General features: G+C 41.7%; 20 protein-coding genes. 14 read left to right on the top strand and 6 right to left on the bottom strand.

What is annotated here, in order from left to right:
* Window positions 1–80: 80 nt before the first annotated feature.
* The 4 genes from AB5217_RS00100 to AB5217_RS00085 are packed head-to-tail and all read right to left on the bottom strand — an operon-like array spanning window position 81 to window position 4507.
* A complete protein-coding gene (locus AB5217_RS00100; RefSeq protein ID WP_004300157.1) occupies window positions 81–1685 on the bottom strand; it encodes an MFS transporter in 1605 nt (534 codons plus the stop codon).
* Complete coding sequence (locus AB5217_RS00095) at window positions 1682–2752, bottom strand: HlyD family secretion protein (protein ID WP_004300158.1); 1071 nt, start codon at window positions 2750–2752, stop codon at window positions 1682–1684. Before AB5217_RS00095 ends, AB5217_RS00100 begins: the two co-directional genes overlap by 4 nt.
* Before the next feature lie 14 nt (window positions 2753–2766).
* On the bottom strand, window positions 2767–4086 hold the full coding sequence (locus tag AB5217_RS00090; RefSeq protein ID WP_004300159.1) for a TolC family protein: 1320 nt from the start codon (window positions 4084–4086) through the stop codon (window positions 2767–2769).
* Window positions 4067–4507, bottom strand: coding sequence for a MarR family winged helix-turn-helix transcriptional regulator (locus AB5217_RS00085; RefSeq protein ID WP_004300160.1), 441 nt, complete (start codon window positions 4505–4507; stop codon window positions 4067–4069). Before AB5217_RS00085 ends, AB5217_RS00090 begins: the two co-directional genes overlap by 20 nt.
* 253 nt (window positions 4508–4760) lie before the next feature.
* Here AB5217_RS00085 and AB5217_RS00080 point away from each other — a divergent pair, with 253 nt between their 5' ends.
* The 3 genes from AB5217_RS00080 to creD are packed head-to-tail and all read left to right on the top strand — an operon-like array spanning window position 4761 to window position 7036.
* Window positions 4761–5360, top strand: coding sequence for a hypothetical protein (locus AB5217_RS00080; RefSeq protein WP_004300161.1), 600 nt, complete (start codon window positions 4761–4763; stop codon window positions 5358–5360).
* Window positions 5361–5657, top strand: coding sequence for a winged helix-turn-helix domain-containing protein (locus AB5217_RS00075; protein WP_004300162.1), 297 nt, complete (start codon window positions 5361–5363; stop codon window positions 5655–5657). It begins immediately after the preceding gene.
* A gap of 26 nt (window positions 5658–5683) precedes the next feature.
* Window positions 5684–7036, top strand: coding sequence for a cell envelope integrity protein CreD (gene creD, locus AB5217_RS00070; protein WP_004300163.1), 1353 nt, complete (start codon window positions 5684–5686; stop codon window positions 7034–7036).
* A 457-nt stretch (window positions 7037–7493) separates the two neighbouring features.
* On the opposite strand, the gene AB5217_RS00065 is transcribed toward creD, so the two are convergent.
* The gene (locus AB5217_RS00065) at window positions 7494–7937 is read right to left on the bottom strand and encodes a GNAT family N-acetyltransferase (RefSeq protein ID WP_004300165.1); all 444 of its coding nucleotides are present in this window, start codon (window positions 7935–7937) and stop codon (window positions 7494–7496) included.
* 29 nt (window positions 7938–7966) lie between these two features.
* Entirely contained in the window at window positions 7967–8317 is a 351-nt protein-coding gene (locus tag AB5217_RS00060; protein WP_004300166.1) for a winged helix-turn-helix transcriptional regulator, read from the bottom strand.
* 166 nt (window positions 8318–8483) lie between these two features.
* Here AB5217_RS00060 and AB5217_RS00055 point away from each other — a divergent pair, with 166 nt between their 5' ends.
* From AB5217_RS00055 to fucP, 11 genes are all read left to right on the top strand, one after another.
* On the top strand, window positions 8484–9011 hold the full coding sequence (locus AB5217_RS00055; protein ID WP_004303842.1) for a DJ-1/PfpI family protein: 528 nt from the start codon (window positions 8484–8486) through the stop codon (window positions 9009–9011).
* A gap of 499 nt (window positions 9012–9510) precedes the next feature.
* The gene (locus tag AB5217_RS00050; protein WP_004300169.1) at window positions 9511–11115 is read left to right on the top strand and encodes a GAF domain-containing sensor histidine kinase; all 1605 of its coding nucleotides are present in this window, start codon (window positions 9511–9513) and stop codon (window positions 11113–11115) included.
* A 147-nt stretch (window positions 11116–11262) separates the two neighbouring features.
* Complete coding sequence (locus tag AB5217_RS00045; RefSeq protein WP_032846867.1) at window positions 11263–14421, top strand: ATP-binding protein; 3159 nt, start codon at window positions 11263–11265, stop codon at window positions 14419–14421.
* A 47-nt stretch (window positions 14422–14468) separates the two neighbouring features.
* The gene (locus tag AB5217_RS00040; protein WP_004300171.1) at window positions 14469–15770 is read left to right on the top strand and encodes a Na+/H+ antiporter NhaC family protein; all 1302 of its coding nucleotides are present in this window, start codon (window positions 14469–14471) and stop codon (window positions 15768–15770) included.
* Between the two features lie 106 nt (window positions 15771–15876).
* On the top strand, window positions 15877–16431 hold the full coding sequence (locus tag AB5217_RS00035) for a 30S ribosomal protein S16 (protein WP_004300172.1): 555 nt from the start codon (window positions 15877–15879) through the stop codon (window positions 16429–16431).
* 177 nt (window positions 16432–16608) lie between these two features.
* Entirely contained in the window at window positions 16609–17604 is a 996-nt protein-coding gene (locus AB5217_RS00030) for a GntR family transcriptional regulator (RefSeq protein ID WP_004300173.1), read from the top strand.
* Window positions 17605–17673: 69 nt separating this feature from the next.
* Window positions 17674–19449 (top strand): L-fucose isomerase, encoded by a 1776-nt coding sequence (fucI, locus tag AB5217_RS00025; protein WP_032846864.1) that lies wholly within the window; start codon window positions 17674–17676, stop codon window positions 19447–19449.
* Window positions 19450–19578: 129 nt separating this feature from the next.
* Window positions 19579–20217 carry a class II aldolase/adducin family protein gene (locus AB5217_RS00020; protein ID WP_004300175.1) on the top strand — a complete coding sequence of 213 codons (639 nt, stop codon included), beginning with the start codon at window positions 19579–19581 and terminating at the stop codon, window positions 20215–20217.
* A gap of 17 nt (window positions 20218–20234) precedes the next feature.
* A complete protein-coding gene (locus AB5217_RS00015; RefSeq protein ID WP_004300176.1) occupies window positions 20235–21665 on the top strand; it encodes a rhamnulokinase in 1431 nt (476 codons plus the stop codon).
* A 6-nt stretch (window positions 21666–21671) separates the two neighbouring features.
* Window positions 21672–22064 (top strand): L-rhamnose mutarotase, encoded by a 393-nt coding sequence (locus AB5217_RS00010; RefSeq protein WP_004300177.1) that lies wholly within the window; start codon window positions 21672–21674, stop codon window positions 22062–22064.
* Between the two features lie 19 nt (window positions 22065–22083).
* The gene (gene fucP, locus AB5217_RS00005; protein ID WP_004300178.1) at window positions 22084–23394 is read left to right on the top strand and encodes an L-fucose:H+ symporter permease; all 1311 of its coding nucleotides are present in this window, start codon (window positions 22084–22086) and stop codon (window positions 23392–23394) included.
* The last annotated feature ends 135 nt before the right edge of the window (window positions 23395–23529 follow it).

Genomic DNA, 23529 nt, shown 5'->3' with positions numbered 1-23529 from the left:
TAAAAGATACATTGTTAAAACAATAGAGTTGCTATCCCGTTCAACTTATCATTGAGTGAAGGATAGCAACTCTTTTTTTGTTATACCATATCATCGCCTGTTTTCTTAAACGTAACGCGGATTGTTTTATGGAAAGGAATAAAACGAGAAATCACAGCTATGACAACAGATATAACCAACAAATAACCCAGAATCTCTTTCAGTGCCAGCAACAGGCTTTGTTGTTGTAACGTATTATATAAGGAGTTGGTTGCCAACTGCGCAGCCTCATCATACGGATGTCCCTGTGTCATCGCATTGTTCAGCGACTGGCTATAGCGTGTTGACGACAATGGATCAGTAGCAGTTATAGTCTCCGACAAAGAATACATATATTTTTGTTGCAGTCGGTACAGTACATTACTATAAAAAGAAGTCGCCATGATAGGTGCCAGCACGGAACGGAAAATAATCAGGAAGAAAGCATTCGACAATAAGTATTTCGGATTCAAGTCTTCCACGGCAAATAGGGCAAAAGCAATAATCAAAGTCAACATACCCAAACCACGAAAGAAGATAGGCAGGTAGAGCATCTCATACGTACTATCCGGAGAAATGCCAAAATACAAAATGGCAAAGAAAATCACAAAGCAACTCATTCCTCCCGCTATCAGAAAACGGAAACGCCACCGTTGCCAGCGAAACCACCAAAAACAAATAAAGGCGCCGACTACATATCCCGGAAGCAAATAAATATAAAGAGAATAGGTATGCGTAGTATCTACTTTCAGAATAACAGTCAGATAGTTAGTCAGCAAAGTGGTTGATGTACTGAAAAACATCACGAGCATCATATAAAAATAGCCCACAATTGCTTTGGGTTGGAACAAAGGAGCCAGACTTACATAAGGATTCTCCAAACGGCTCTGATACCAGATGAACAGCGCAATCAGCATAGGTGCTATTACAATATAAATACATATCTTACCGGAAGCCATCCAATCGAGCACTTTGCCATAATTGATAACGTACATCAACATCAGCAACCCGGCCGAAATAACAAACATCTCACGGATATGCAGATCAGACCATGCGACAGCTTTTATGGGACGATTATGCCGGAAACAGATGATAACAAACAGAATGGAAATCAAGATCAATACCATCATAAAGTAGTACATATACTTCCAGTTATAATGATACGCCAGTAAAGCCGTTACCAGCATCGAAGCTTGTCCCCCACCGTAAACCAACGGATAAAAATAAGAATAGAACTCGCTACGCACATTCTTCGGACTGAAAATCTTCTGGGCATAACGAATAAACCACAACATAAGAAACCCTTTCAAGAAACCGACAGCAAAACTACAGACAATCAAAATATCTGCGTTTTGCGTACGTGCACAAACCCAACTCAAGAAGAATTGCAGTACTAAATCAATCAATAACAGAGATTTCACGGAAAAGGCTGCCAACACCTTAGGAATAATCGGGTATGCGATAGCCATACCTGCCGAAGCAGCGTAATACCCCATCGTAATATCTTCCGAATTAGTACCCAGCGTGTTCGACACTTCCAGCATACTGCCTGTATACGAGCCATTGAGCATAGTGACCGGAAGAATCACGATGAAAATGCTGATAAGTCCAAGCCAATCGGGCACCCATTGACGAACAGGTGCCTCCAATTCCTTCATGGTAATCATTTGCGTAAAGCTTCTGTTTCCACCATCATCCCGGCTCTCAACTGTGCCATTTCTTCCGGAGAAACATCTTCCAAGTCGATACGCACAGGGATTCGCTGCTGCACCTTTACAAAATTGCCGGCAGAATTATCTGTAGGAACCAAGGAATATTTAGACCCGGTTGCCTCGGAAATTGCAGTGACTTCCCCGTGAAAAATCTTTCCGGGCACTGCGTCTACTTTAATACGCACCTGCTGGCCAATATAGATATTAGCAATCTGCGTTTCTTTATAATTAGCGGTAATCCACTTGTCCTTGTTACGCACCAAATAAGAAATAGTCTGTCCGGTCTGCACATATTGACCGGGTTCAAGCGTACGCCTACCCATATATCCATCATAAGGAGCAGTGAGAACCGTATAAGACAGATTCAGCTTAGCCAAATCCAGGTCTGCTTCTTTACGCAAAATGGCAGCCTCCGTACCGGTTGTTTTCTTACTTGTCTCCGCATATTGTGATAATGCCGCCTGTTTCTGTGCAACTAATGCCTGATAACGTGCCTTTGCTGCCTCATAAGCAGCTTTCGCTTGCTCATACTGCTGTTCCGGAACAGATTCTTCTTTCAACAAACGTTCAAAACGATGATAATCCTGTTTCAATTGCCAAAGTTTCGCTTTCGCTTCAGCGATGTTGGCATCCTGTACGGCAATATTCGTATGGGAAGTTTCAATACCCGAATGAAGAACATCCTGCGAGCCATGTGCATCCAACAATGCAGCTTCCGCTTCCTTTACCTTAATCTGATATTCACGATTGTCAAGCACCAGCAGAGTATCTCCCTGATGGACATATTGATGTTCCTTAAAACGAACCTCCTTGATATAACCCGAAGCCCGGACATTCAAAGGAGCTACATATTGATCTACAAAAGCATCATTAGTCACTTCGTAATTCACATAACGCCAGAAGTAATTAGCAGTCCACCAAAGTCCGGAGACAGCCAAACAGACACATACTAAATTTAAAACGATATTACGAACTCTTACTTTTTTCAGTTTCTTCTGTTTTTCTTTCCATTCAATTGCCATATCTGTTCTGTTTATTAAAGACGTCCACAAGCCTTCTGAAGTTGATAATAAGTATAAATCACACGAGTGCGTGCAGTGACCAACTGCAATTCCACATTCAAACGGACGGAATTCGCATCAAGTAAATCAGTCAGGATAGCCAGTTGATTCAGATAACGATTCTGCATAATACGGTAATTTTCTTCCGCTTGCCGGACAGACAGTTTTAGAGCCTCTACCCTCTGCAACGCTTCCCTGTGGCGTAAAAATGCCGAACGTACATCCATGCGGATTCCCTGCATTTTCTGTTCTTCTTCATTCTTCCGCAAAGACACCATCAGTTTGCTCTCTTTTACTTTATGATTGTTCTTGTACAGTGAAGATAAAGGATAGGAAACCGATACTCCCACATTCCAGTTATTGTTATACATATCCGCCAATGTACGTGAAACGGGACGTGCCAATGTATTCGATGCATATAGCGACACACTGGGAAGAGATAAGGATTGGGCAGAACGGATTTCATTCCTTGCCAATTCTGTCTGTGCGCGAAGCAGCCTCATCGCCGGATCATTTTCATACGCCTGAACAATATAGTCATCATAGGACTGCAAAGCAACTGCCTGATAGAGAATGGTTGTATCCGGTTGTAATAACAAGTTCTCATCCTGCCCCAACAAGATATTGAGTTGCTGCGATACAAGCGCAATGCTATTTTCCGCTTCCTCCAAAGACAGTCGGTCATTAGTCAGCTGCATTTCGCTCCGCAATACATCATTATTGGTAATCAGCCCCTCTTTTTTCATTCGCCGGATATCGCGTAACCGGAGTTCCGACTCTTCAATATTCCGTGTCAGTATCTCATGCTGCTTAAACAGACTAAACAAGTTCATATACTGATTGAGTAACCGTAACTTTATTTCCGCCTCATCGGTCAACGTTTGTAGTTCGGCAACTTGTTTTTCTATATCCGCTTTATGAATAGCACTTCGGATTTTACCACCCTGATAGAGAGGCTGTGCCAGATCAATCGCATAATTTTGTGACCAGTCCGGTGCTTCCGGATATGAAGGATCGGATAATCCCCGTTCCCAAACAACAGGCTGCCCTACAAATCCCCCTTTCAGTCCGATCTGCAGTTCCGGTAACTGTGCAGACCGTGCGGTCCGTATCCGCTCCTGCGCCATAGATTCTTTCATTACATCCGCCTGAAGTTGCAGACTATGCTGTACCCCCCGTTCAAAAAGCTGATCGATAGTGAGAAACAAAGAATCCGTTTGTGCATTTATGGATTGAGCAGCCAAAAACAGGCTAGATAAAACCGCCCCATACTTCTTATACATTTTCAAGTACATCGCATACACTCTTTAATTCAGACAACATAGTTTCAATGCTCTCTATACCAACAATTTTTTCTGCATATACATAAACCTGATCGAGAATCGGACGAATCTGTTCTTTAAATTCTTCCCCTTCGGGAGTCAGGAACACCAGTTTATTACGACGGTCGGCAAGATCTTCTTTCCGATGAACATACCCTTTCTTTTCCAGATTATTCATCAAATTGGTGAGACATGCCTTATCTTTTGCAATGCGTTCCGCCAATATCTGCTGACTAATTCCCTGCTCATGCCATAAACTACTTAATACCTGAAGCATCTCAAACGTAATACCCGCATTATTTTTTCTCAATGTCCGTTGCATAGACCGGCGAAAAGCCATACGGGTACGAACAATCTGCAACATGAGTTCTCTAAACTCTGCTCCTTCTCTCATTTTCTATACTCTTTTTACCTGTTTCGTTTCGGCGGCAAAGTTAGGTATTTCCTCCGAATTAGTCAAACGTTTGACTAATTTCATTTTCAAACCCTCTTTATATAATTTCTGACTATTCGTTCATTCACCCATTAAACAACTGTATATTAACGCCTTATCATACCATTCAAATATTTATCATTAAAATATTCAGGCAAAAAGTTTGTTCATCTGAAATCTTTTATTTTACTTTGTATCACAAAGTACTTTTTATATGGATAAAGATAAAGCATTAGAATCGGTAAATGAGATAAAAGAGTTGATGGAAAAGTCGTCCAAGTTTATCTCTCTAAGTGGTCTCGCTGCAATCATGGCGGGCATTTACGCATTAGCTGGCGCATACATCGCTACACAAGTTATTACCCCGGGCACACATTTAATTGTTGCTCTCGAACTAATGGTTATTATAGCTTCGCTCGTATTGGTAGCAGCTGCGGTCACCGCCTGCATCCTGTCCTATTATAAATCCAAGAAGACAGGACAGAAATTTTTCAGCCGCCTCACCTACCGGGCATTGTGGAACTTTTCTCTTCCGATGCTGACCGGAGGTGTTTTATGCATCTCCATCATGATGCATGAGTATTATGACATCCTGGCTTCCGTCATGCTTTTATTTTACGGACTAGCACTGGTCAACGTATCCAAGTTCACTTACTCCAGTATCGTATGGTTAGGATATGCTTTCATTTGCCTGGGAGTCGTAGATTGTTTTTGGGAAGGTCATTCACTGCTGTTCTGGACCATCGGTTTCGGCGGTTTCCATATTCTTTATGGCATATTGTTCTATTTACACTACGAAAGAAAGAGATCATAAATGATAGAAGCATTCCAATATATTAATAAAGCATTCGAAAGCAAGGTCCGGCTCGGTATCATGGCTATTCTGATGGTAAATGAGGAAGCCGACTTCAATTTTCTGAAAGAGCAGCTCTCTCTGACAGACGGCAATCTTGCCAGCCATACCCGTTCCCTGGAAGAACTGGGATATATCGTATGTAACAAAAGTTTTGTTGGACGAAAGCCACGAACTGTTTTTCAAGCAACCCCGCAAGGCAGAGAAGCTTTCAAATCTCATATTGAAGCTTTAGAGAAATTTCTAAAATCAAAATAAATAATTCATCAAAACACTACTGGCTTATGGACGGTTTCAATGAAAATTCAAATGAGCAACAGGTGCAGCAACCTATGGGATGTCTCCACCGTTTCTCCAAAACAATCAAGGTTGTCATCATCGGATTATTAATTCTTCTCCTGATGATACCGATGTTCATGATTGAAAATCTTATTTCCGAACGGGGACGAACCCAGGAAGAAGCTATCGACGAGGTAAGTGAAAAATGGAGTCTGGCACAGACCATCACGGGCCCCTACCTGAATCTCCAGTATCCGGTCGTCATTGAAAATAACGGCGAGAAGAAGGTTTCTATCAAAGACCTGATACTTTTTCCCGATGAGCTTATGGTCAGCGGACAACTAAAGACTGAAATTCTGAAAAGAAGTATCTACGAGGTCAATGTATATCAATCGGAACTGACATTGAAAGGGTCATTCAGTTCGGAAGAATTGAAAAAGAGCAGAATAGATATGGAACAGCTGCAGTTTGACAGGGCAGCTATTTGCCTGAATCTGACCGATATGCGTGGCATCAGCGAACAAATCAGCATCACTTTGGGAGATTCAGTTTACATCTTCGAGCCGGGTATGGACAACAGAGGCATAGATAATACCGGAGTTCATGCGATCGCTAATTTGTCGGAATTGAAGCAGAATAAAAAACTCCCTTATGAAATAAAAATCAAACTGAAAGGTTCACAGTCACTCAACTTTATTCCGTTGGGTAAAACAACCCGTGTAGATCTGAAAGCCAACTGGAATACACCGAGCTTTACCGGAAACTATCTGCCTAACAACCGGAATATTACGGAGAAGGAATTTTCCGCGCAATGGCAGGTTTTAAACTTGAATCGGAATTATTCGCAGGTGATGGCTGACTACAACACCTCGAACATCAAAGATATTGAAAACTCCAGTTTCGGTGTGAATTTCAAAATTCCGGTGGAACAGTACCAGCAGTCCATGCGCTCCGCAAAGTATGCCATTCTGATTATCCTACTGACTTTCGGAGTGATCTTCTTCACTGAAATCATGAACAAGACCCGTATTCATGCCTTGCAGTATTTATTGGTAGGACTAGCTCTCTGTCTATTCTACAGCCTGCTCCTCTCTTTCTCCGAGCACGTCGGTTTCAACCCGGCCTATTTGTTATCTTCTGCACTGACTATTATACTGGTAGGCGGCTATATGTTCGGAATTACCAAGAAAAAGAAACCATCATTAATCATGTCCGGCCTATTGGCTATACTCTATATTTATATCTTTGTTCTTATCCAGCTGGAGACTTTCGCATTATTGGCAGGCAGCTTAGGACTGTTTATCATTCTGGCAATAGTGATGTATTTTTCAAAGAAAATAGACTGGTTTAATGAATAATCGGCTTTTCTTCTGAAACACTTGACAAATGGCTTTTTATTTTGTATCTTTGAGAAAACAAAAGCAATAAGAGAAATGAAAAATCTAGGAAAAATAGAGACATAAAGGACCTTTAAACTGATACATTTTAGTATTAATACAGATATATCATAGGGCAATGATCTAACGATCATTGCCCTATTTTGTTTATATTTTTACTTAACTCATTCTATAGAATCTCTAAAAATACTCAAAATAGTTTTTAATAAACTCTGATACCGTTTATAATAAACTATCAAAAAGTTTATTATAAACCGAAAGTACGTTTATTAAGAACGTAGTCTTTAATTGTAAAAATTGACAAACACGTTTTCATACAATAGGAGGTTATAAATAAGCCGTTCATTCATACAGTAACATAAACAAACAAAATTCTTTATTTCATCCAAACGATTGAACTTCCTTCACTCACTACACACTAAAATGTTTTCTTCAAATATATCATATCCACCAACTGCACACCATCCTCATACATCGGATGATCGTAGTTGTCAGTAAAGAAATTCTTTATCCGGTGAGAAACCGTGAAACCACAGTGTTCATAAAAAGATCTGGAAGAAGGTACATCGCCTGTACCCACTAACATTTCAGAACACTTTCCCTGATAATATTCAAATAAAAATTCGATTAAACGTTTTCCGTACCCCTGCCGTTGAAAGAAAGGAACGGTAGCAATATTCTTGATTTCATAAATACCTTCCCCTTCACGAGTCACTACACAAAGAGCTTTCAATCCGTTATCATAAAGAACGAACATATCGCCGCGCTCCAAATACCGGTCAATCATACTTTCCTGTTCATCAGCCAAGAGTAATAATTCGAGAAATTCTTTTTTATCTGAAGTTACTAGCTTTATCTCCATATTATCTATTTTATCATAAAATAAAAATGTTACCGACTCATTTGTCTGTGGTCCAAAATAGTATCCATATTCTCCAAAGCCCATCCCACCAGTCCTTCAATATGAGGAATCAAAGTGCCACCCGTATCTGTCAGACAATACTCCACACGGGGAGGTACTTCAGCATATACTTTCCGTTCAACCAATCCATCTGATTCCAGAGTACGCAATGTTACAGTCAACATTCTTTGTGAAACATCTTCTATCGTTTTATGAATATCACTAAAACGCATGGTGCCGTTTGCGTTCAGCGTAATAAGCACCAGCATCGACCACTTGTCTCCCAAGCGGCTAAGCACATCTCTTATCGGACAATTTCCTATCGGATGAAAGTTTTTCATTCTTTAACGTTTTGTATTTTATTGAGTTCCAACAATAGTTACCTCTATGTAACTTCCTTATTTTCAAGTACGTTATTGCATTTCTCAAACTAGAAAGATACATTTGCATCACAAAAGTAATAAACTTACTAATAATAACTATTGTTTCATTTAAATAATTATGATTATGGCAAAGAAAGTTGCAGTTTTAGCAGTGAATCCGGTAAATGGTTGTGGATTATTCCAATATTTGGAAGCGTTTTTCGAGAATGGCATTTCATATAAAGTATTTGCCGTATCGGATACGAAGGAGATTAAAACAAATTCAGAAATCAGCCTGACAGCAGACGATGTGATCACTAATTTGAAGGGACACGAAGATGAATTCGATGCACTCGTTTTCTCTTGTGGGGATGCAGTACCTGTATTTCAGCAGAATGCCGATAAACCCTATAACGTAGATTTGATGCAAGTCATTAAAACTTTCGGAGATAAAGGGAAAATGATGATCGGACATTGTGCCGGTGCAATGATGTTTGACTTTACCGGAATTACCAAAGGGAAGAAAGTAGCAGTTCACCCATTAGCTAAACCAGCTATTCAAAACGGAACAGCTACCGATAAGAAATCAGAGATAGATGGCAACTTTTTTACTGCTCAAGATGAAAACACCATTTGGACAATGATGCCACAGGTTATCGAAGCATTAAAATAATGTTTGCAACGTAGATATAAAACAATAAATATAAACATTATTATATTAATCTACGCATCCGAAGATGAAAAAGCACGTTCCTTTAAAAGCAACAGTGTGTTTCTCGGTGTACAACGGGTCGTTTCTTTTAAAGGAACGACCCGTTGGTTTTAAAGGAAAAATGTACATTTATTGCGCATTAATAATCAATCACTTACAGATTCAAAAAATTCAATGACCGACTAACTTCCCCAATCATTATTCAATTCAATAAATCCGCACAAGTGTTCACTCCTTTATTTCTCAAATGATTATTGTTAGTTAACTAAAATCCAAGAGAAATATCATATATCACATTCTCTTTTCGTACCAAAAAAAAGAAAAACGGAACATTACAAAAAATCTGAAACAGCGTTCATCATTTTTTAAAAGTCCGTATATTAGCAGCTTGAAGACTTGAAAGAGATAAACAGCATACTCCTTCCGAGTTTAAATAACCAAACAAGATGCCTAAAACAATATGATTAGAGAAAGAGAGAATTACAATGCATTTTTACTTCATTTTTTAGAAAGACTGAATAGCTGTGACTCTATTGAGAAAAAAATCACAGAATCACTTACGGATATTTGCGAATACTATGGCTTTAAAAGAGGATTCATTTATCAAACTGACGGATTTCGCTACTTCTATCTAAAGGAAACTGTCGGAAATAACGACAACGTTTTGCGACAACGTTTTGAAATCAGCGAAATGACCAATCAACATGTTGTCCGTGCAAATGGAAAGAACAAACCTTTTTATGCTTGCAGAAACCAAAATACTTCTTGGGATGATGTAGACATCGTGGATTTCTATAAAGTCGATTCATTACTAATCCGGCAAATTCAAGACTCCGAAGGAAAAATTATCGGATTCATCGGATTTGGAGACAGAGAACATGCAATATCTTTCACCGATGAAGAACTGCAAATGATTCATCTCATTTTAGGCTCCCTCTCCAAGGAAATAGCAGTGCGGGAATATAAAGAAAGAGAAGTACGGGCGAGCAAGACGTTAAGCAGCATCATGAATAATATGGGGGTTGACATCTACGTAAACTCTTTTGATTCCCATGATATGCTATATGCCAATGAATCTATGGCCGCTCCTTATGGAGGTATCGAACACTTTGAAGGAAAAAAATGCTGGCAGGCTCTATATAAAGATAAAACCGGAGAATGTGAGTTTTGTCCTAAGAAACATTTGATAGATGAAAACGGGCTGCCAACCAAGGTATATTCCTGGGATTACCAACGCCCGTTCGACAAATGTTGGTTCCGGGTATTCAGTGCAGCATTTGCCTGGATAGACGGACAGATGGCACACGTGATTACCAGCGTTGATATTGACCACCAAAAAACAATAGAAGAAGAACTAAGGATAGCCAAAGAAAAAGCGGAAAACCTGGACCGCTTAAAATCAGCCTTCCTCGCCAATATGAGTCATGAAATCCGTACTCCGCTCAATGCGATTGTCGGCTTTGCCAGTTTACTGGTCGAATCGGATGACAAAAAGGAACGCCAGGATTATGTCGATATCATGCAAGAAAACACCGAACTTCTTTTACAACTGATATCCGACATTCTCGACTTATCAAAAATAGAAGCCGGAACACTCGACTTCACCATGGATTATCTGGACATCAAGAGCTTCTGTGAAGATATCATACGCAATTATGATATAAAAGAAGATAAGCCGGTACCTGTATTACTAGCCCCCACCCTACCCAATTTTTATATCTATACTGACAAGAAACGTCTGATGCAGGTTATCACAAACTTTATCAACAATGCCCTCAAATTTACAAATAAGGGACAGATTCTTCTTGAATATCATCTGAAAGAAGATACCTGTGAAATTGAATTTTCCGTAGCTGATACAGGAATGGGGATTGAACCGGACAAAGTAGACCGGGTATTCGACCGCTTTGTGAAACTCAATTCATTCTCAAAAGGCACAGGCTTAGGGCTGTCTATTTGCAGGAGCATTATCGAACATCTCGGCGGCACTATTGGAGTGGAATCCGAGATGGGAACCGGCTCGCGTTTTTGGTTTACTCATCCCTACCAAAGCGTATCCCTATAAAATTGAATAAAAAGCCCGTTAATCAGAAAAAGACCTGAAGTCTTTTTTTCATTCATTTTTTATGGTCAAAATCAAGTTTAATTCATTTATTATTAATACTTTTGCCAATGCATAAACTTAATAAGCCACCAGAAAATTAAATTTAAAATGACAACTCTTTTTCAAACCAAAATAATTAACTCATATATAATAAAATTATTTTTGTCTTTCTGTCTATTAGCTTTTTCCTACATATCACCGATTCTAGCTCAAAAAGATTCAGTGAACTCGTCAAATTATCTTTTAATCATTAATTCATATACAGAAGCAGCTCCCTGGAGCTTCAGAATGATTTCAGCCATTACCGAATATGCCCAGAATTCGCCTCAATTAGCACTCTATACCGAACACATGAACATGCTAATGATGGACACAGACTCCACTTTGAATGAATTCAGACAGGCAGTTCTGGAAAAATACAAGCGACATTCTCCGCGTATGTTGATATTACTCGGAAACTCCAGCATGATATTACGGGACGACTTCAGAAAGATGTGGGGAAATATTCCGATTATACTATGTGCTGAAGAAGATTACATCGGCCCGAAGGAATTTTATCTCCAAAAGAAGCCTGTTGAGTTGACTGCAAGAACCCCGATTGCAGATATGGCGCAGCCTTACAATCTCACTTTCCTACATTCCAATTTCTATATTAAAGAAAATATAGACCTGATTTGCCGAATGACTCCCGATATTAAAAATTTCATATTTATCGGTGATGAACGGCAAAACAACCAGACTTACAATATGGTTATCAAACAAGAATTGAAAAAGAGCCATCCCGACATCAATTATCAATTCATATCGCCCCGGAAGATGCAAACCAATCATTTACTGGACACCCTTTACACCGTTGATCCTAAAACAACAGGAATACTTTTCTCTTCATGGTTTTACAAACACACCTTTGCCGGCAACACCTCGCTAGTTACAAATTCACACCTATTAGTCTCAACGACTTCCGCACCTCTGTTCAGCCTTGGGATGATGACAATCAAGGACAACGCAGGAGGAATAATTGGCGGATACATCTACGATCAACATGTATACAGCCAGAAAATCATACAAACGATCCAATCAATATTGAATGGCAAACAAGCATCCGAGATACCTTTTTACGAGCCTTCAGATGCCGCTCCGACTATCAACTACAATGTTTTGCTACGTAAAGGAATGTCGCCATACTTATGTCCACCGGGCACTATTTTCTTTAACAAGCCGCCTACGTTTTGGGAACAGTACGGATACTTTATTTTAGGAACCATAGTCTGCTTCATACTGCTTGCCCTATTCTTCCAATACCGCATCAGTCATCTGAATAAGCTCAAGAAAATACAACAGAAAGAGATTGACACAATGACTTCTTACAAAAACCTGATTAACAATATGCCTATATTGTATATGCAAGAAGAGTTAATCATGAATGAAGAAGGTACCCCGATAGAACTTGTATACCGGAATGTCAACGCTCATTTCGAGAAAAGTTTTTTCCGTAAAGAAGATGTAGTAGGCAAGAAAGCCAGTGAAATATTCCCTGAATCCATGCCGGAGTTCCTGCATTTCACCAAAATGTCACTTGCGGAAAACAAGGCTATCACTTTCCCCTATTATTTCAAACAGATAGACACCTTCTATGATGTAGTACTAAAAGGAACTCACCACAACAATATTGTCGATATTTTCTGCCTGGACAGCACCGAACTACACAAAGCACAACAAAAACTAAGTGCTACCAACAATAAACTGGCAATGGCACTGGACGTAGCCAATATCGTGCCTTGGAAATGGGATTTGCGAAGCAAAACCATACTTTGCGACATCAATAGGCCTATTGAGCTTAGCACAAACGATAAAGACGTGAATGAAGAACAATTGGCAGTGCCCGATTCCCAATATTTCTCAAAGATATTCAAAGAAGACCGTAAACGGGTAGAAAAAGCCTATGATGACCTGATAGAAGGGCGATCGGATAAAGTCAGGGAAGAATACCGGGTTATCAATGTACAGAATAACATTCACAGAATCGAATGGGTGGAAGCTCAAGCCGCTGTAGAGACCCGTGACGAAAACGGCAAGCCGCTCACCCTGGTCGGTTCTTCACTAGTCATCACCACACGGAAAAAGATGGAAATGGAATTGACCACAGCCAGAGACCGGGCAGAAGAATCCAATCGTCTGAAGTCTGCCTTCCTCGCCAATATGAGCCATGAAATCCGTACTCCCCTCAACGCTATTGTCGGTTTCTCCGGCATATTGGCTTCAACAGACGAGGAAGAGGAAAAGCAGGAATATGTGAGCATCATTGAAAACAATAATACCTTGTTATTGCAATTAATCAGTGACATTCTTGATTTATCAAAGATTGAAGCCGGAACATTGGAATTTCAATATTCCAACATAGACTTGAACAAAATGCTGAACGAGTTAACGAGCTCATTACAATTAAAAATAAAATCTGAAAAAGTACAGTTAACCTGCCATCTGGCAGAGAAAAACTGCTTTATCCATACAGAGAAGAACAGGCTGTCACAATTGCTCATCAACCTGATAAGCAATGCCATCAAATTCACCACTGAAGGATACATTCGTTTTGGTTATGAACTCCGCGGCAAAGAGATCTATTTTTATGTCAGCGATACTGGCTGTGGCATTCCCAAAGACAAGCAAAAGAGCATTTTCGGACGCTTCGTCAAATTAAATAGTTTCGAACAAGGCACCGGCCTGGGACTTTCTATCTGCCAGACTCTGGTAGAACACATGGGAGGTACCATCGGAGTAGACTCGGAAGAGGGCAAAGGTTCAACATTCTGGTTCACGCTGCCATATAAAGCCGCAATAGCCGTAGAAGAAAGCATAAAAAAAGAGGAAATTCAGCCGATAAGTATAGAAAAAAACAAGTTTACCATTCTGATTGCCGAGGATAATGAAAGTAACTACAAACTGTTCGCATCCATACTAAAGGGAGAGTATCAATTAATTCATGCCTGGGATGGACAAGAGGCGGTGGAAATGTTCAAGCAATATAATCCGCAGATTATATTGATGGACATCAATATGCCGGTCATGGACGGTTACGAGGCAACTAAAGAAATACGCAAATATTCTGCCAAGGTACCTATTATCGCCATTACGGCTTTTGCATACGCTTCGGATGAACAACGGGTGATGGAAAGCGGTTTTGACGGCTATATGCCTAAACCTATCAATGCCCGCCTGTTGAAAGCACAACTGACGGAAATCATGCAAAAGCGTATTATTTTACTTTAAGAGACAGAGAACCGAAAGCAAAAAACGAATATCTACATATTCCATTTATGACTGAAGAAAAAATACATAAAAACCGCACCGGAAGTTGGTGGGCATTAAGTCCGTTGCTCGTATTCTTATGCCTTTACCTGGTAACTTCCATTCTTGTCAACGACTTTTATAAAGTGCCTATCACGGTGGCTTTCCTTGTTTCTTCCTGCTACGCCATTGCTATTACCAAAGGATTGAAACTAGACCAACGCATCTATCAGTTCTCCGTGGGAGCTGCCAATAAAAATATCCTCCTGATGATATGGATATTCATTCTTGCCGGAGCCTTTGCTCATAGTGCGAAACAAATGGGAGCAATCGATGCCACTGTCAATCTGACACTGCATATTCTGCCGGATAACCTGTTACTGGCAGGCATCTTCATTGCCGCCTGTTTCATCTCTTTATCCATCGGAACCAGCGTAGGAACTATCGTCGCCCTTACTCCCGTTGCCGTAGGACTGGCAGAAAAGACAGAAATAGCTCTCCCCTTTATGGTAGCCGTCGTAGTAGGCGGTTCTTTTTTCGGAGACAACTTATCTTTTATCTCCGACACCACCATCGCTTCGACAAAAACCCAGGAATGTGTAATGCGCGATAAATTCCGTGTAAATTCTATGATTGTCGTCCCGGCAGCCATCATTGTGTTGGGAATTTACATATTTCAGGGACTATCCATTACCGCTCCCGCCCAAACACAGACCATTGAATGGATCAAAGTTATACCTTATATAATAGTATTAGGAACAGCCATTGCCGGAATGAACGTGATGCTCGTACTCATAATAGGTATATTGACAAGTGGCATCATTGGCATCGCGACCGGCAGCTTTGGAATTTTCGACTGGTTTGGTGCCATGGGAACGGGAATTACAGGAATGGGAGAACTGATTATTATCACTCTATTGGCCGGAGGGATGCTCGAAACCATCCGTTATAACGGTGGTATCGATTTCATTATCCGGAAACTCACCCGCCACGTCAATGGTAAAAGAGGAGCCGAACTAAGCATTGCCGCCCTGGTAAGTATCGCCAACTTATGTACAGCCAACAACACGATTGCCATTATAACAACAGGACCGATTGCCAAAGATATTGCCGTGAAATTCCATCTCGACCGAAGAAAAACAGCCAGTATCCTCGATACTTTCTCCTGCCTGATACAAGGGATTATTCCATACGGAGCGCAGATGCTGATTGCAGCGGGACTTGCCAGTATCTCCCCCATCAGTATCATCGGAAATCTCTACTATCCGTTTACAATGGGAGCATGCGCCCTGCTAGCAATTTTGTTCCGCTATCCGAAACGGTATTCGTAAAAAAGATGCGAAATGTTTGTCAATCAAAAGAAAAGCCGTATCTTTGTGCCCGCTATTACGAGATAATAGCATAATTCAAATCAATCATTAAAAACAATTATTTAAAATGGCAACTAGAATCAGATTGCAGAGACACGGACGTAAAAGTTACGCGTTCTATTCAATTGTAATTGCAGACAGCAGAGCACCACGTGATGGTAAATTTATTGAGAAGATTGGTACTTACAACCCTAACACCAATCCTGCTACAGTAGATTTGAATTTCGACGCTGCATTGGCATGGGTACTGAAAGGTGCACAACCAAGTGACACTGTACGTAACATTCTTTCTCGTGAAGGAGTTTACATGAAGAAACATCTTCTGGGCGGTGTAGCAAAAGGCGCATTCGGAGAAGCAGAAGCTGAAGCTAAATTCGAAGCTTGGAAAAACAACAAACAGTCAGGTTTGGCTACTTTGAAGGCTAAACAAGACGAAGCTAAGAAAGCTGAAGCAAAAGCACGTCTGGAAGCAGAAAAGAAGATCAACGAAGTGAAAGCAAAAGCACTCGCTGAAAAGAAAGCTGCTGAAGCTGCCGAAAAAGCTGCTGCTGAAGCACCTGCAGAAGAAGCTGCCGCAGCTCCGGCTGAAGAAGCTCCTGCAACAGAAGCTGCTGCTGAATAAATTTCAGCAGATTCCGAACAAGAAATCAGGAAAAGCTATAAATCCTCTCCGGTCCGCCGGAGGGGATTTTTTTATTGTTTTCTGCTATAAAACATATCAAATTATTTATTCCGTTCAGAATAAAATGCCTTTCTTTGCATCAGCATAGTTCAGCATAGTGTTATTTATTTTTCGAATATGAAACGAATTGATAAAAAGGCAACATTCGGACAACAGGCAAGCAAGGTTACGCAACTAGCGGACGCACTTAGCCAGGCGATTTCCAGAAAAGAATTTCTTGAAGGAGATTCTTTGCCTTCCATCAATCAGTTGAGTGCTCAATACGGAGTATCACGCGACACCGTTTTCAAGGCTTTCCTTGATTTACGCGAACGAGGCTTGATCGACTCCACTCCCGGCAAGGGTTATTATGTGACGAGCCAGGTGACCAATGTCTTATTGCTGCTCGACCAATATACTCCTTTCAAAGAAGCCTTATATAACAGTTTCGTCAGACATCTGCCTATCAACTATAAGGTAGACTTATTATTTCATCAATACAACGAACGGTTGTTCAATACGATCCTCCGGGAATCCATCGGGAAATACAACAAATACATCGTGATGAATTTCGATAACGAAAAATTCAGCACTGTTCTCAATAAAATTAATCCTTCAAGATTACTACTCCTTGATTTCGGCAAATTCGAAAAAGAAAAGTATTCATATATCTGCCAGGATTTTGATGAATTTTTCTATCAGGCATTGAATCTGCTCAAGGAAAGATTGAAGAACTATCACCAGCTCGTTTTTTTGTTTCCCAAAAGCCTGAAACATCCCCAAAGCAGTAAGGTGTATTTTACCCGTTTCTGTCAGGAGCAAGGATTCCTCTGTGAAATACAGGAGGATATTGAGAATCTGATCGTACGTAAGGGAGTTGCCTATATCGCCATCAAGCAACAAGATGTAGTAAAAGTGGTGAAACAAGGAAGATTGGAAGGGCTGAAATGCGGAAAAGATTTCGGTCTGTTAGCGTATAATGATATTCCTTCCTACGAAGTGATTGACGAAGGAATAACCTCATTGAGTATTGATTGGGAAATGATGGGAAACGAAGCGGCCAATTTCGTTCTTAATAATGTACCGGTTCAGAAGTTCTTACCAACGGAAGTAAGGCTTCGAAAGTCACTTTAATTTTTTTTTTGCGAAGACATCAGCACAGTTCAGCACAGATATTAATTAATCCTTTAATAGATAGAAACCATGAAAAAGTATCCGAAAATCGGGATTCGTCCCACAATCGATGGTCGCCAGGGTGGCGTTCGCGAAAGCCTTGAAGAGAAAACAATGAATTTAGCAAAAGCAGTAGCCGAGTTAATCAGCAGCAACCTGAAAAACGGTGATGGCAGTCCGGTAGAATGTGTTATAGCCGATAGCACGATCGGACGCGTAGCCGAAAGTGCCGCTTGTGCGGAAAAGTTTGAAAGAGAAGGGGTCGGCTCTACCATTACCGTCACTTCTTGCTGGTGCTATGGTGCTGAAACGATGGATATGAACCCGCATTATCCGAAAGCTGTCTGGGGATTCAACGGCACAGAACGTCCGGGAGCTGTATACCTTGCTGCCGTACTTGCCGGACACGCACAAAAAGGCCTTCCCGCATTCGGTATCTACGGACGCGACGTTCAAGATTTGGACGACAACACAATCCCTGAAGATGTATCAGAAAAGATTCTTCGTTTTGCACGTGCTGCACAGGCAGTAGCTACGATGAGAGGCAAATCTTACCTGTCAATGGGTAGTGTATCTATGGGTATCGCCGGTTCTATTGTTAATCCTGATTTTTTCCAAGAGTATTTGGGAATGCGTAATGAGTCAATAGACCTCACAGAAATCATCCGTCGAATGGACGAAGGCATCTATGACCACGAAGAATACGCCAAAGCCATGGCCTGGACTGAAAAAAATTGCAAGACAAACGAAGGTGAAGACTTCAAGAACCGTCCTGAAAAACGTAAAACCCGTGAACAGAAAGATGCTGATTGGGAATTCATTGTAAAGATGACGATTATCATGCGCGACTTGATGACCGGAAATCCCAAATTGAAAGAAATGGGATTCAAGGAAGAAGCCTTGGGACACAATGCCATTGCAGCCGGTTTCCAGGGACAACGCCAATGGACAGACTTCTATCCTAACGGTGACTATCCGGAAGCTCTGCTCAATACTTCTTTTGACTGGAACGGTATCCGTGAAGCATTTGTCGTAGCTACCGAGAACGATGCCTGCAACGGCGTAGCTATGCTGTTCGGACATCTATTGACCAACCGTGCACAAATATTCTCCGACGTACGTACTTACTGGAGTCCTGAAGCCGTGAAACGTGTAACCGGCAAAGAGTTGAGCGGATTGGCAGCAAACGGTATCATCCATCTTATCAATTCCGGTGCAACGACTCTCGACGGTTCCGGCCAATCATTAGACGCAGCAGGCAATCCGGTTATGAAAGAACCATGGAACCTGACGGACGCTGATGTAGAGAACTGTCTCAAAGCAACGACCTGGTATCCGGCAGACCGTGACTACTTCCGTGGGGGTGGCTTCTCGTCCAACTTCCTGTCAAAAGGCGGAATGCCTGTTACCATGATGCGCCTCAACCTGATTAAAGGCTTAGGCCCTGTCCTGCAAATCGCAGAAGGTTGGACAGTGGAAATTGATCCGGAAATCCATCAGAAACTCAATATGCGTACAGATCCTACATGGCCTACCACCTGGTTTGTACCCCGCCTGTGCGAAAAACCGGCTTTTAAAGATGTATATTCAGTAATGAATAACTGGGGAGCCAATCATGGAGCTATCAGCTATGGACACATCGGTCAGGACTTAATCACTCTTGCTTCCATGCTCCGTATTCCAGTATGTATGCACAATGTAGAAGAAGATCAGATGTTCCGTCCGGCAGCCTGGAATGCCTTCGGCATGGATAAAGAAGGATCAGACTACAGAGCTTGTGCAACTTATGGCCCTATCTATAAATAAACAAGTTTTTTTCGTCCTGTATAAATAAATATTTTAACTTTGCCGTTCGTAGGGATGGGGTCCCCCACCCGACACATAACAAATGTCGGGATAGCCCCGCCCCCTACAGCGACTTAAATAAGTAACACTATGATTACTAACGAACATATTGCACAGTTCATTGCACAAGCACATCGTTACGGGGATGCAAAGTTAATGCTTTGCAGCAGCGGTAACCTTTCCTGGAGAATCGGCGAAGAAGCATTGATTTCTGGTACGGGTTCCTGGGTTCCCACACTTGGCAAAGAAAAGGTTTCAATCTGCAATATCGCCAGCGGCATTCCTGCCAATGGTGTAAAACCCTCTATGGAAAGTACATTCCATTTGGGTATTCTCCGTGAACGTCCGGACGTCAATGTCGTTCTCCATTTCCAATCGGAATATGCCACCGCTGTCTCCTGCATGAAGAACAAGCCGGCAAATTTCAATGTAACAGCAGAAATTCCTTGCCATGTAGGTTCGGAAATACCTGTGATTCCGTATTATCGTCCCGGCTCACCGGAACTGGCGAAAGCCGTGGTAGAAGCCATGCAAAAGCATAACTCGGTTTTACTGACCAACCACGGACAAGTGGTGTGCGGAAAAGACTTCGACCAAGTATATGAACGGGCTACTTTTTTCGAAATGGCTTGTCGCATCATTGTTCAATCCGGCGGTGATTATTCAGTGCTCACACCGGCAGAAATTGAAGACCTGGAAATCTACGTATTAGGAAAGAAAACCAACTAATATCCAGGCATATTACCATGAAAGATACCATCAAACACACTTATTTAGCAGCAGACTTCGGAGGCGGCAGCGGGCGAATCATCGCCGGCTTTCTTCTTAACGACAGGCTGGAATTGGAAGAGATATACCGCTTCTCCAACCGGCAGGTCAAACTAGGCAATCATATTTACTGGGACTTCCCGGCTCTGTTCGAAGATATGAAAACCGGACTAAAACTGGCTGCACAAAAAGGATATGCCGTAAAAGGTATTGGTATTGACACTTGGGGAGTGGATTTCGGACTGATTGACAAACATGGAAACCTATTAGGAAATCCAGTCTGTTACCGGGATGCAAGAACAGAGGGAATGCCGGCAGAAGTATTCAAGTGCATGGATGAACATCGACATTATGCCGAAACCGGTATTCAGGTGATGCCTATCAATACGCTGTTTCAACTTTACAGCATGAAGCAAAATCAAGATGCACAGTTGGAAGTTGCCCGGCAACTTTTATTCATGCCCGATCTCTTCAGTTATTTCCTGACAGGGGTAGCCAATAATGAATATTGTATCGCCTCCACCTCTGAATTACTCAACGCCAAATCACGCAACTGGTCATTCGATACCATACATAGCTTAGGTCTTCCCGAACATCTGTTCGGTAAAATCATTCTTCCCGGAACAATCAGAGGCACTCTGAAAGAGGATATTGCACGCGAAACCGGACTGGGTGCCGTAGACGTTATTGCCGTAGGTTCACATGATACAGCCAGTGCCGTAGCTGCTGTTCCTGCTGCAGAAAGTCCTATCGCTTTCCTTAGTTCCGGCACTTGGTCGCTACTGGGAGTTGAAGTGGACGAACCCATATTAACGGAAGAAGCAAGAAAAGCTCAATTCACCAATGAAGGAGGTGTAGACGGCAAAATCCGTTTCCTCCAGAATATAACAGGATTATGGATTCTGCAACGCTTGATGAGCGAGTGGAAAGCGTGTGGCGAGGAACAAGATTATGATATAATCATCCCGCAAGCAGCCGAAGCCGAGATTGATACAATCATCCCTGTAGACGACACCATATTCATGAATCCGGAAAATATGGAGAATGCGCTTATTCATTATTGCCGGAATCATGCTTTGCAAATTCCCCAAAACAAGGCAGAGACTGTACGATGTGTGCTCCAGTCATTAGCTTTCAGATATCGGCTGGCTGTGGAACAGCTCAACCGTTGCCTCCCCGCTCCAATCCGTCAGTTAAATATCATCGGAGGAGGATCACAAAATAAGTTACTCAACCAACTGACAGCTGACGAACTCGGTATTCCTGTTTATGCAGGTCCGGTGGAAGCCACTGCAATGGGAAACATTCTGACGCAGGCAATGGCTAAAGGAGAAATTGCCAATCTTCGTGAATTGCGGGAAATTGTCACTCGCAGCGTTACACCACAAGTATATTATCCTAAAAAATAAAAGTATATGGAAACATCTAAAACCGGTTATCAGGTTCAATCTTATGACGTTCCCGTCAAACGATATTGCCAAACCCTTGATTTACGCGATTCTCCGGAACTAATCGCCGAATATCGGAAAAGACATAGCCAGGCGGAAGCATGGCCGGAAATTCTTGCCGGTATCCGGGAAGTTGGCATCCTGGAAATGGAAATTTATATCCTGGGAACCCGACTGTTTATGATCGTCGAAACTCCCCTTGATTTTGACTGGGACACGGCAATGGAACGTCTGAACACCCTTCCCCGCCAACAAGAGTGGGAAGAATATATGGCTATCTTCCAACAAGCCGCACCCGGAATGAGTTCCGCAGAGAAATGGAAACCGATGGAAAGAATGTTCCATTTGTATAATACTTAAAAAAATACCAGAGACAACCATGAAACACACCAAGCAGTCCATCATTTCGAAAGATGGCATCAGTTATCTTATACCTTTTATTCTCATTACCTCCTGTTTTGCGTTATGGGGATTTGCCAATGACATTACCAATCCGATGGTAAAGGCATTCTCTAAAATCTTCCGGATGAGTGCCACCGACGGGGCATTGGTACAGGTTGCCTTCTATGGAGGCTACTTTGCAATGGCTTTCCCGGCTGCCATCTTCATCCGCAAATATTCCTACAAAGCAGGTGTTTTGTTAGGACTGGGTATGTATGCTTTCGGAGCCTTCTTATTCTTCCCCGCCAAAATGACGGGTGAGTACTATCCGTTTCTGATTGCTTATTTTATTCTGACCTGCGGATTATCTTTCCTCGAAACAAGCTGTAATCCGTATATTCTTTCCATGGGAACGGAAGAAACAGCTACCCGGCGATTGAACCTTGCACAGTCTTTCAACCCGATGGGGTCACTTCTCGGAATGTATGTAGCCATGCAGTTCATTCAAGCGAAATTGCATCCGATGTGTACCGAAGACCGCGCATTGCTTAACGACAGCGAATTTCAAGCAATCAAAGAAAGCGACCTTAGCGTCCTGATTGCTCCTTATCTCATTATCGGACTGATTATCGTAGCCATGTTGCTTCTGATACGATTCGTCAAGATGCCTAAGAATGGAGATCAGAATCATAGAATAGACTTCTTCCCTACACTGAAACGTATTTTCACCCAAACGCGTTATCGTGAAGGTGTAATTGCCCAATTTTTCTATGTAGGTGCACAAATTATGTGCTGGACTTTCATCATTCAGTATGGAACACGCTTGTTCATGTCACAAGGTATGGACGAGAAAAGTGCGGAAGTACTATCTCAACAATATAATATCATAGCAATGGTGATATTCTGTATTAGCCGTTTTATCTGTACGTTCATTCTGCGCTATCTCAATGCGGGTAAATTGCTGATGATTCTTGCTATCTTTGGAGGTATTTTCACTTTAGGTGTAATCTTCCTTCAAAATATCTTCGGAATGTATTGTCTGGTAGCAGTATCGGCTTGTATGTCATTGATGTTCCCTACCATCTACGGTATTGCCTTGAAAGGTATGGGAGATGATGCGAAGTTCGGAGCTGCCGGCCTTATTATGGCTATCCTGGGAGGTTCTGTTCTTCCACCGCTACAGGCAAGCATCATTGATTTGGAACAAATAGCGTGGTTACCGGCTGTCAATGTTTCATTTATTCTTCCGTTCATCTGTTTTCTTGTAATTATCGGCTACGGTTACCGCACAGTGAAAAGAAACTGGTAAAATACATATCTAAAAATAGTGACGGTATCACATTGGTATACCGTCACCATCTCACTCGAATGAGGTTGTGTCAAAACGCTGACACAGCCTTTTTTATGCGCAAAGCCCAGACTTTCTCAAGCCCGGGCTTTGTTA

Source organism: Bacteroides sp. MSSM.1001136sp1_RTP21357st2_D2_RTP21359_211015 (assembly GCF_040913205.1).
In the GTDB taxonomy this organism is placed as follows: Bacteria; Bacteroidota; Bacteroidia; order Bacteroidales; family Bacteroidaceae; genus Bacteroides; species Bacteroides ovatus.
The sequence above is the reverse complement of the archived record's forward strand: the minus strand, read 5'-3'. Positions and strand labels throughout refer to the sequence as shown.

Bases quoted from the DNA above. Each gene is read 5' to 3' on its own strand.
- AB5217_RS00085 (WP_004300160.1), bottom strand. From the start codon at position 4,507: ATGAGAGAAGGAGCAGAGTTTAGAGAACTCATGTTGCAGATTGTTCGT.
- AB5217_RS00045 (WP_032846867.1), top strand. From the start codon at position 11,263: ATGACAACTCTTTTTCAAACCAAAATAATTAACTCATATATAATAAAA.
- AB5217_RS00040 (WP_004300171.1), top strand. From the start codon at position 14,469: ATGACTGAAGAAAAAATACATAAAAACCGCACCGGAAGTTGGTGGGCA.
- AB5217_RS00090 (WP_004300159.1), bottom strand. From the start codon at position 4,086: ATGTACTTGAAAATGTATAAGAAGTATGGGGCGGTTTTATCTAGCCTG.
- AB5217_RS00095 (WP_004300158.1), bottom strand. From the start codon at position 2,752: ATGGCAATTGAATGGAAAGAAAAACAGAAGAAACTGAAAAAAGTAAGA.
- AB5217_RS00010 (WP_004300177.1), top strand. From the start codon at position 21,672: ATGGAAACATCTAAAACCGGTTATCAGGTTCAATCTTATGACGTTCCC.
- AB5217_RS00050 (WP_004300169.1), top strand. From the start codon at position 9,511: ATGATTAGAGAAAGAGAGAATTACAATGCATTTTTACTTCATTTTTTA.
- creD (WP_004300163.1), top strand. From the start codon at position 5,684: ATGGACGGTTTCAATGAAAATTCAAATGAGCAACAGGTGCAGCAACCT.
- AB5217_RS00080 (WP_004300161.1), top strand. From the start codon at position 4,761: ATGGATAAAGATAAAGCATTAGAATCGGTAAATGAGATAAAAGAGTTG.
- AB5217_RS00100 (WP_004300157.1), bottom strand. From the start codon at position 1,685: ATGATTACCATGAAGGAATTGGAGGCACCTGTTCGTCAATGGGTGCCC.
- fucI (WP_032846864.1), top strand. From the start codon at position 17,674: ATGAAAAAGTATCCGAAAATCGGGATTCGTCCCACAATCGATGGTCGC.
- AB5217_RS00030 (WP_004300173.1), top strand. From the start codon at position 16,609: ATGAAACGAATTGATAAAAAGGCAACATTCGGACAACAGGCAAGCAAG.
- AB5217_RS00065 (WP_004300165.1), bottom strand. From the start codon at position 7,937: ATGGAGATAAAGCTAGTAACTTCAGATAAAAAAGAATTTCTCGAATTA.
- AB5217_RS00060 (WP_004300166.1), bottom strand. From the start codon at position 8,317: ATGAAAAACTTTCATCCGATAGGAAATTGTCCGATAAGAGATGTGCTT.
- AB5217_RS00055 (WP_004303842.1), top strand. From the start codon at position 8,484: ATGGCAAAGAAAGTTGCAGTTTTAGCAGTGAATCCGGTAAATGGTTGT.
- fucP (WP_004300178.1), top strand. From the start codon at position 22,084: ATGAAACACACCAAGCAGTCCATCATTTCGAAAGATGGCATCAGTTAT.
- AB5217_RS00020 (WP_004300175.1), top strand. From the start codon at position 19,579: ATGATTACTAACGAACATATTGCACAGTTCATTGCACAAGCACATCGT.
- AB5217_RS00075 (WP_004300162.1), top strand. From the start codon at position 5,361: ATGATAGAAGCATTCCAATATATTAATAAAGCATTCGAAAGCAAGGTC.
- AB5217_RS00015 (WP_004300176.1), top strand. From the start codon at position 20,235: ATGAAAGATACCATCAAACACACTTATTTAGCAGCAGACTTCGGAGGC.
- AB5217_RS00035 (WP_004300172.1), top strand. From the start codon at position 15,877: ATGGCAACTAGAATCAGATTGCAGAGACACGGACGTAAAAGTTACGCG.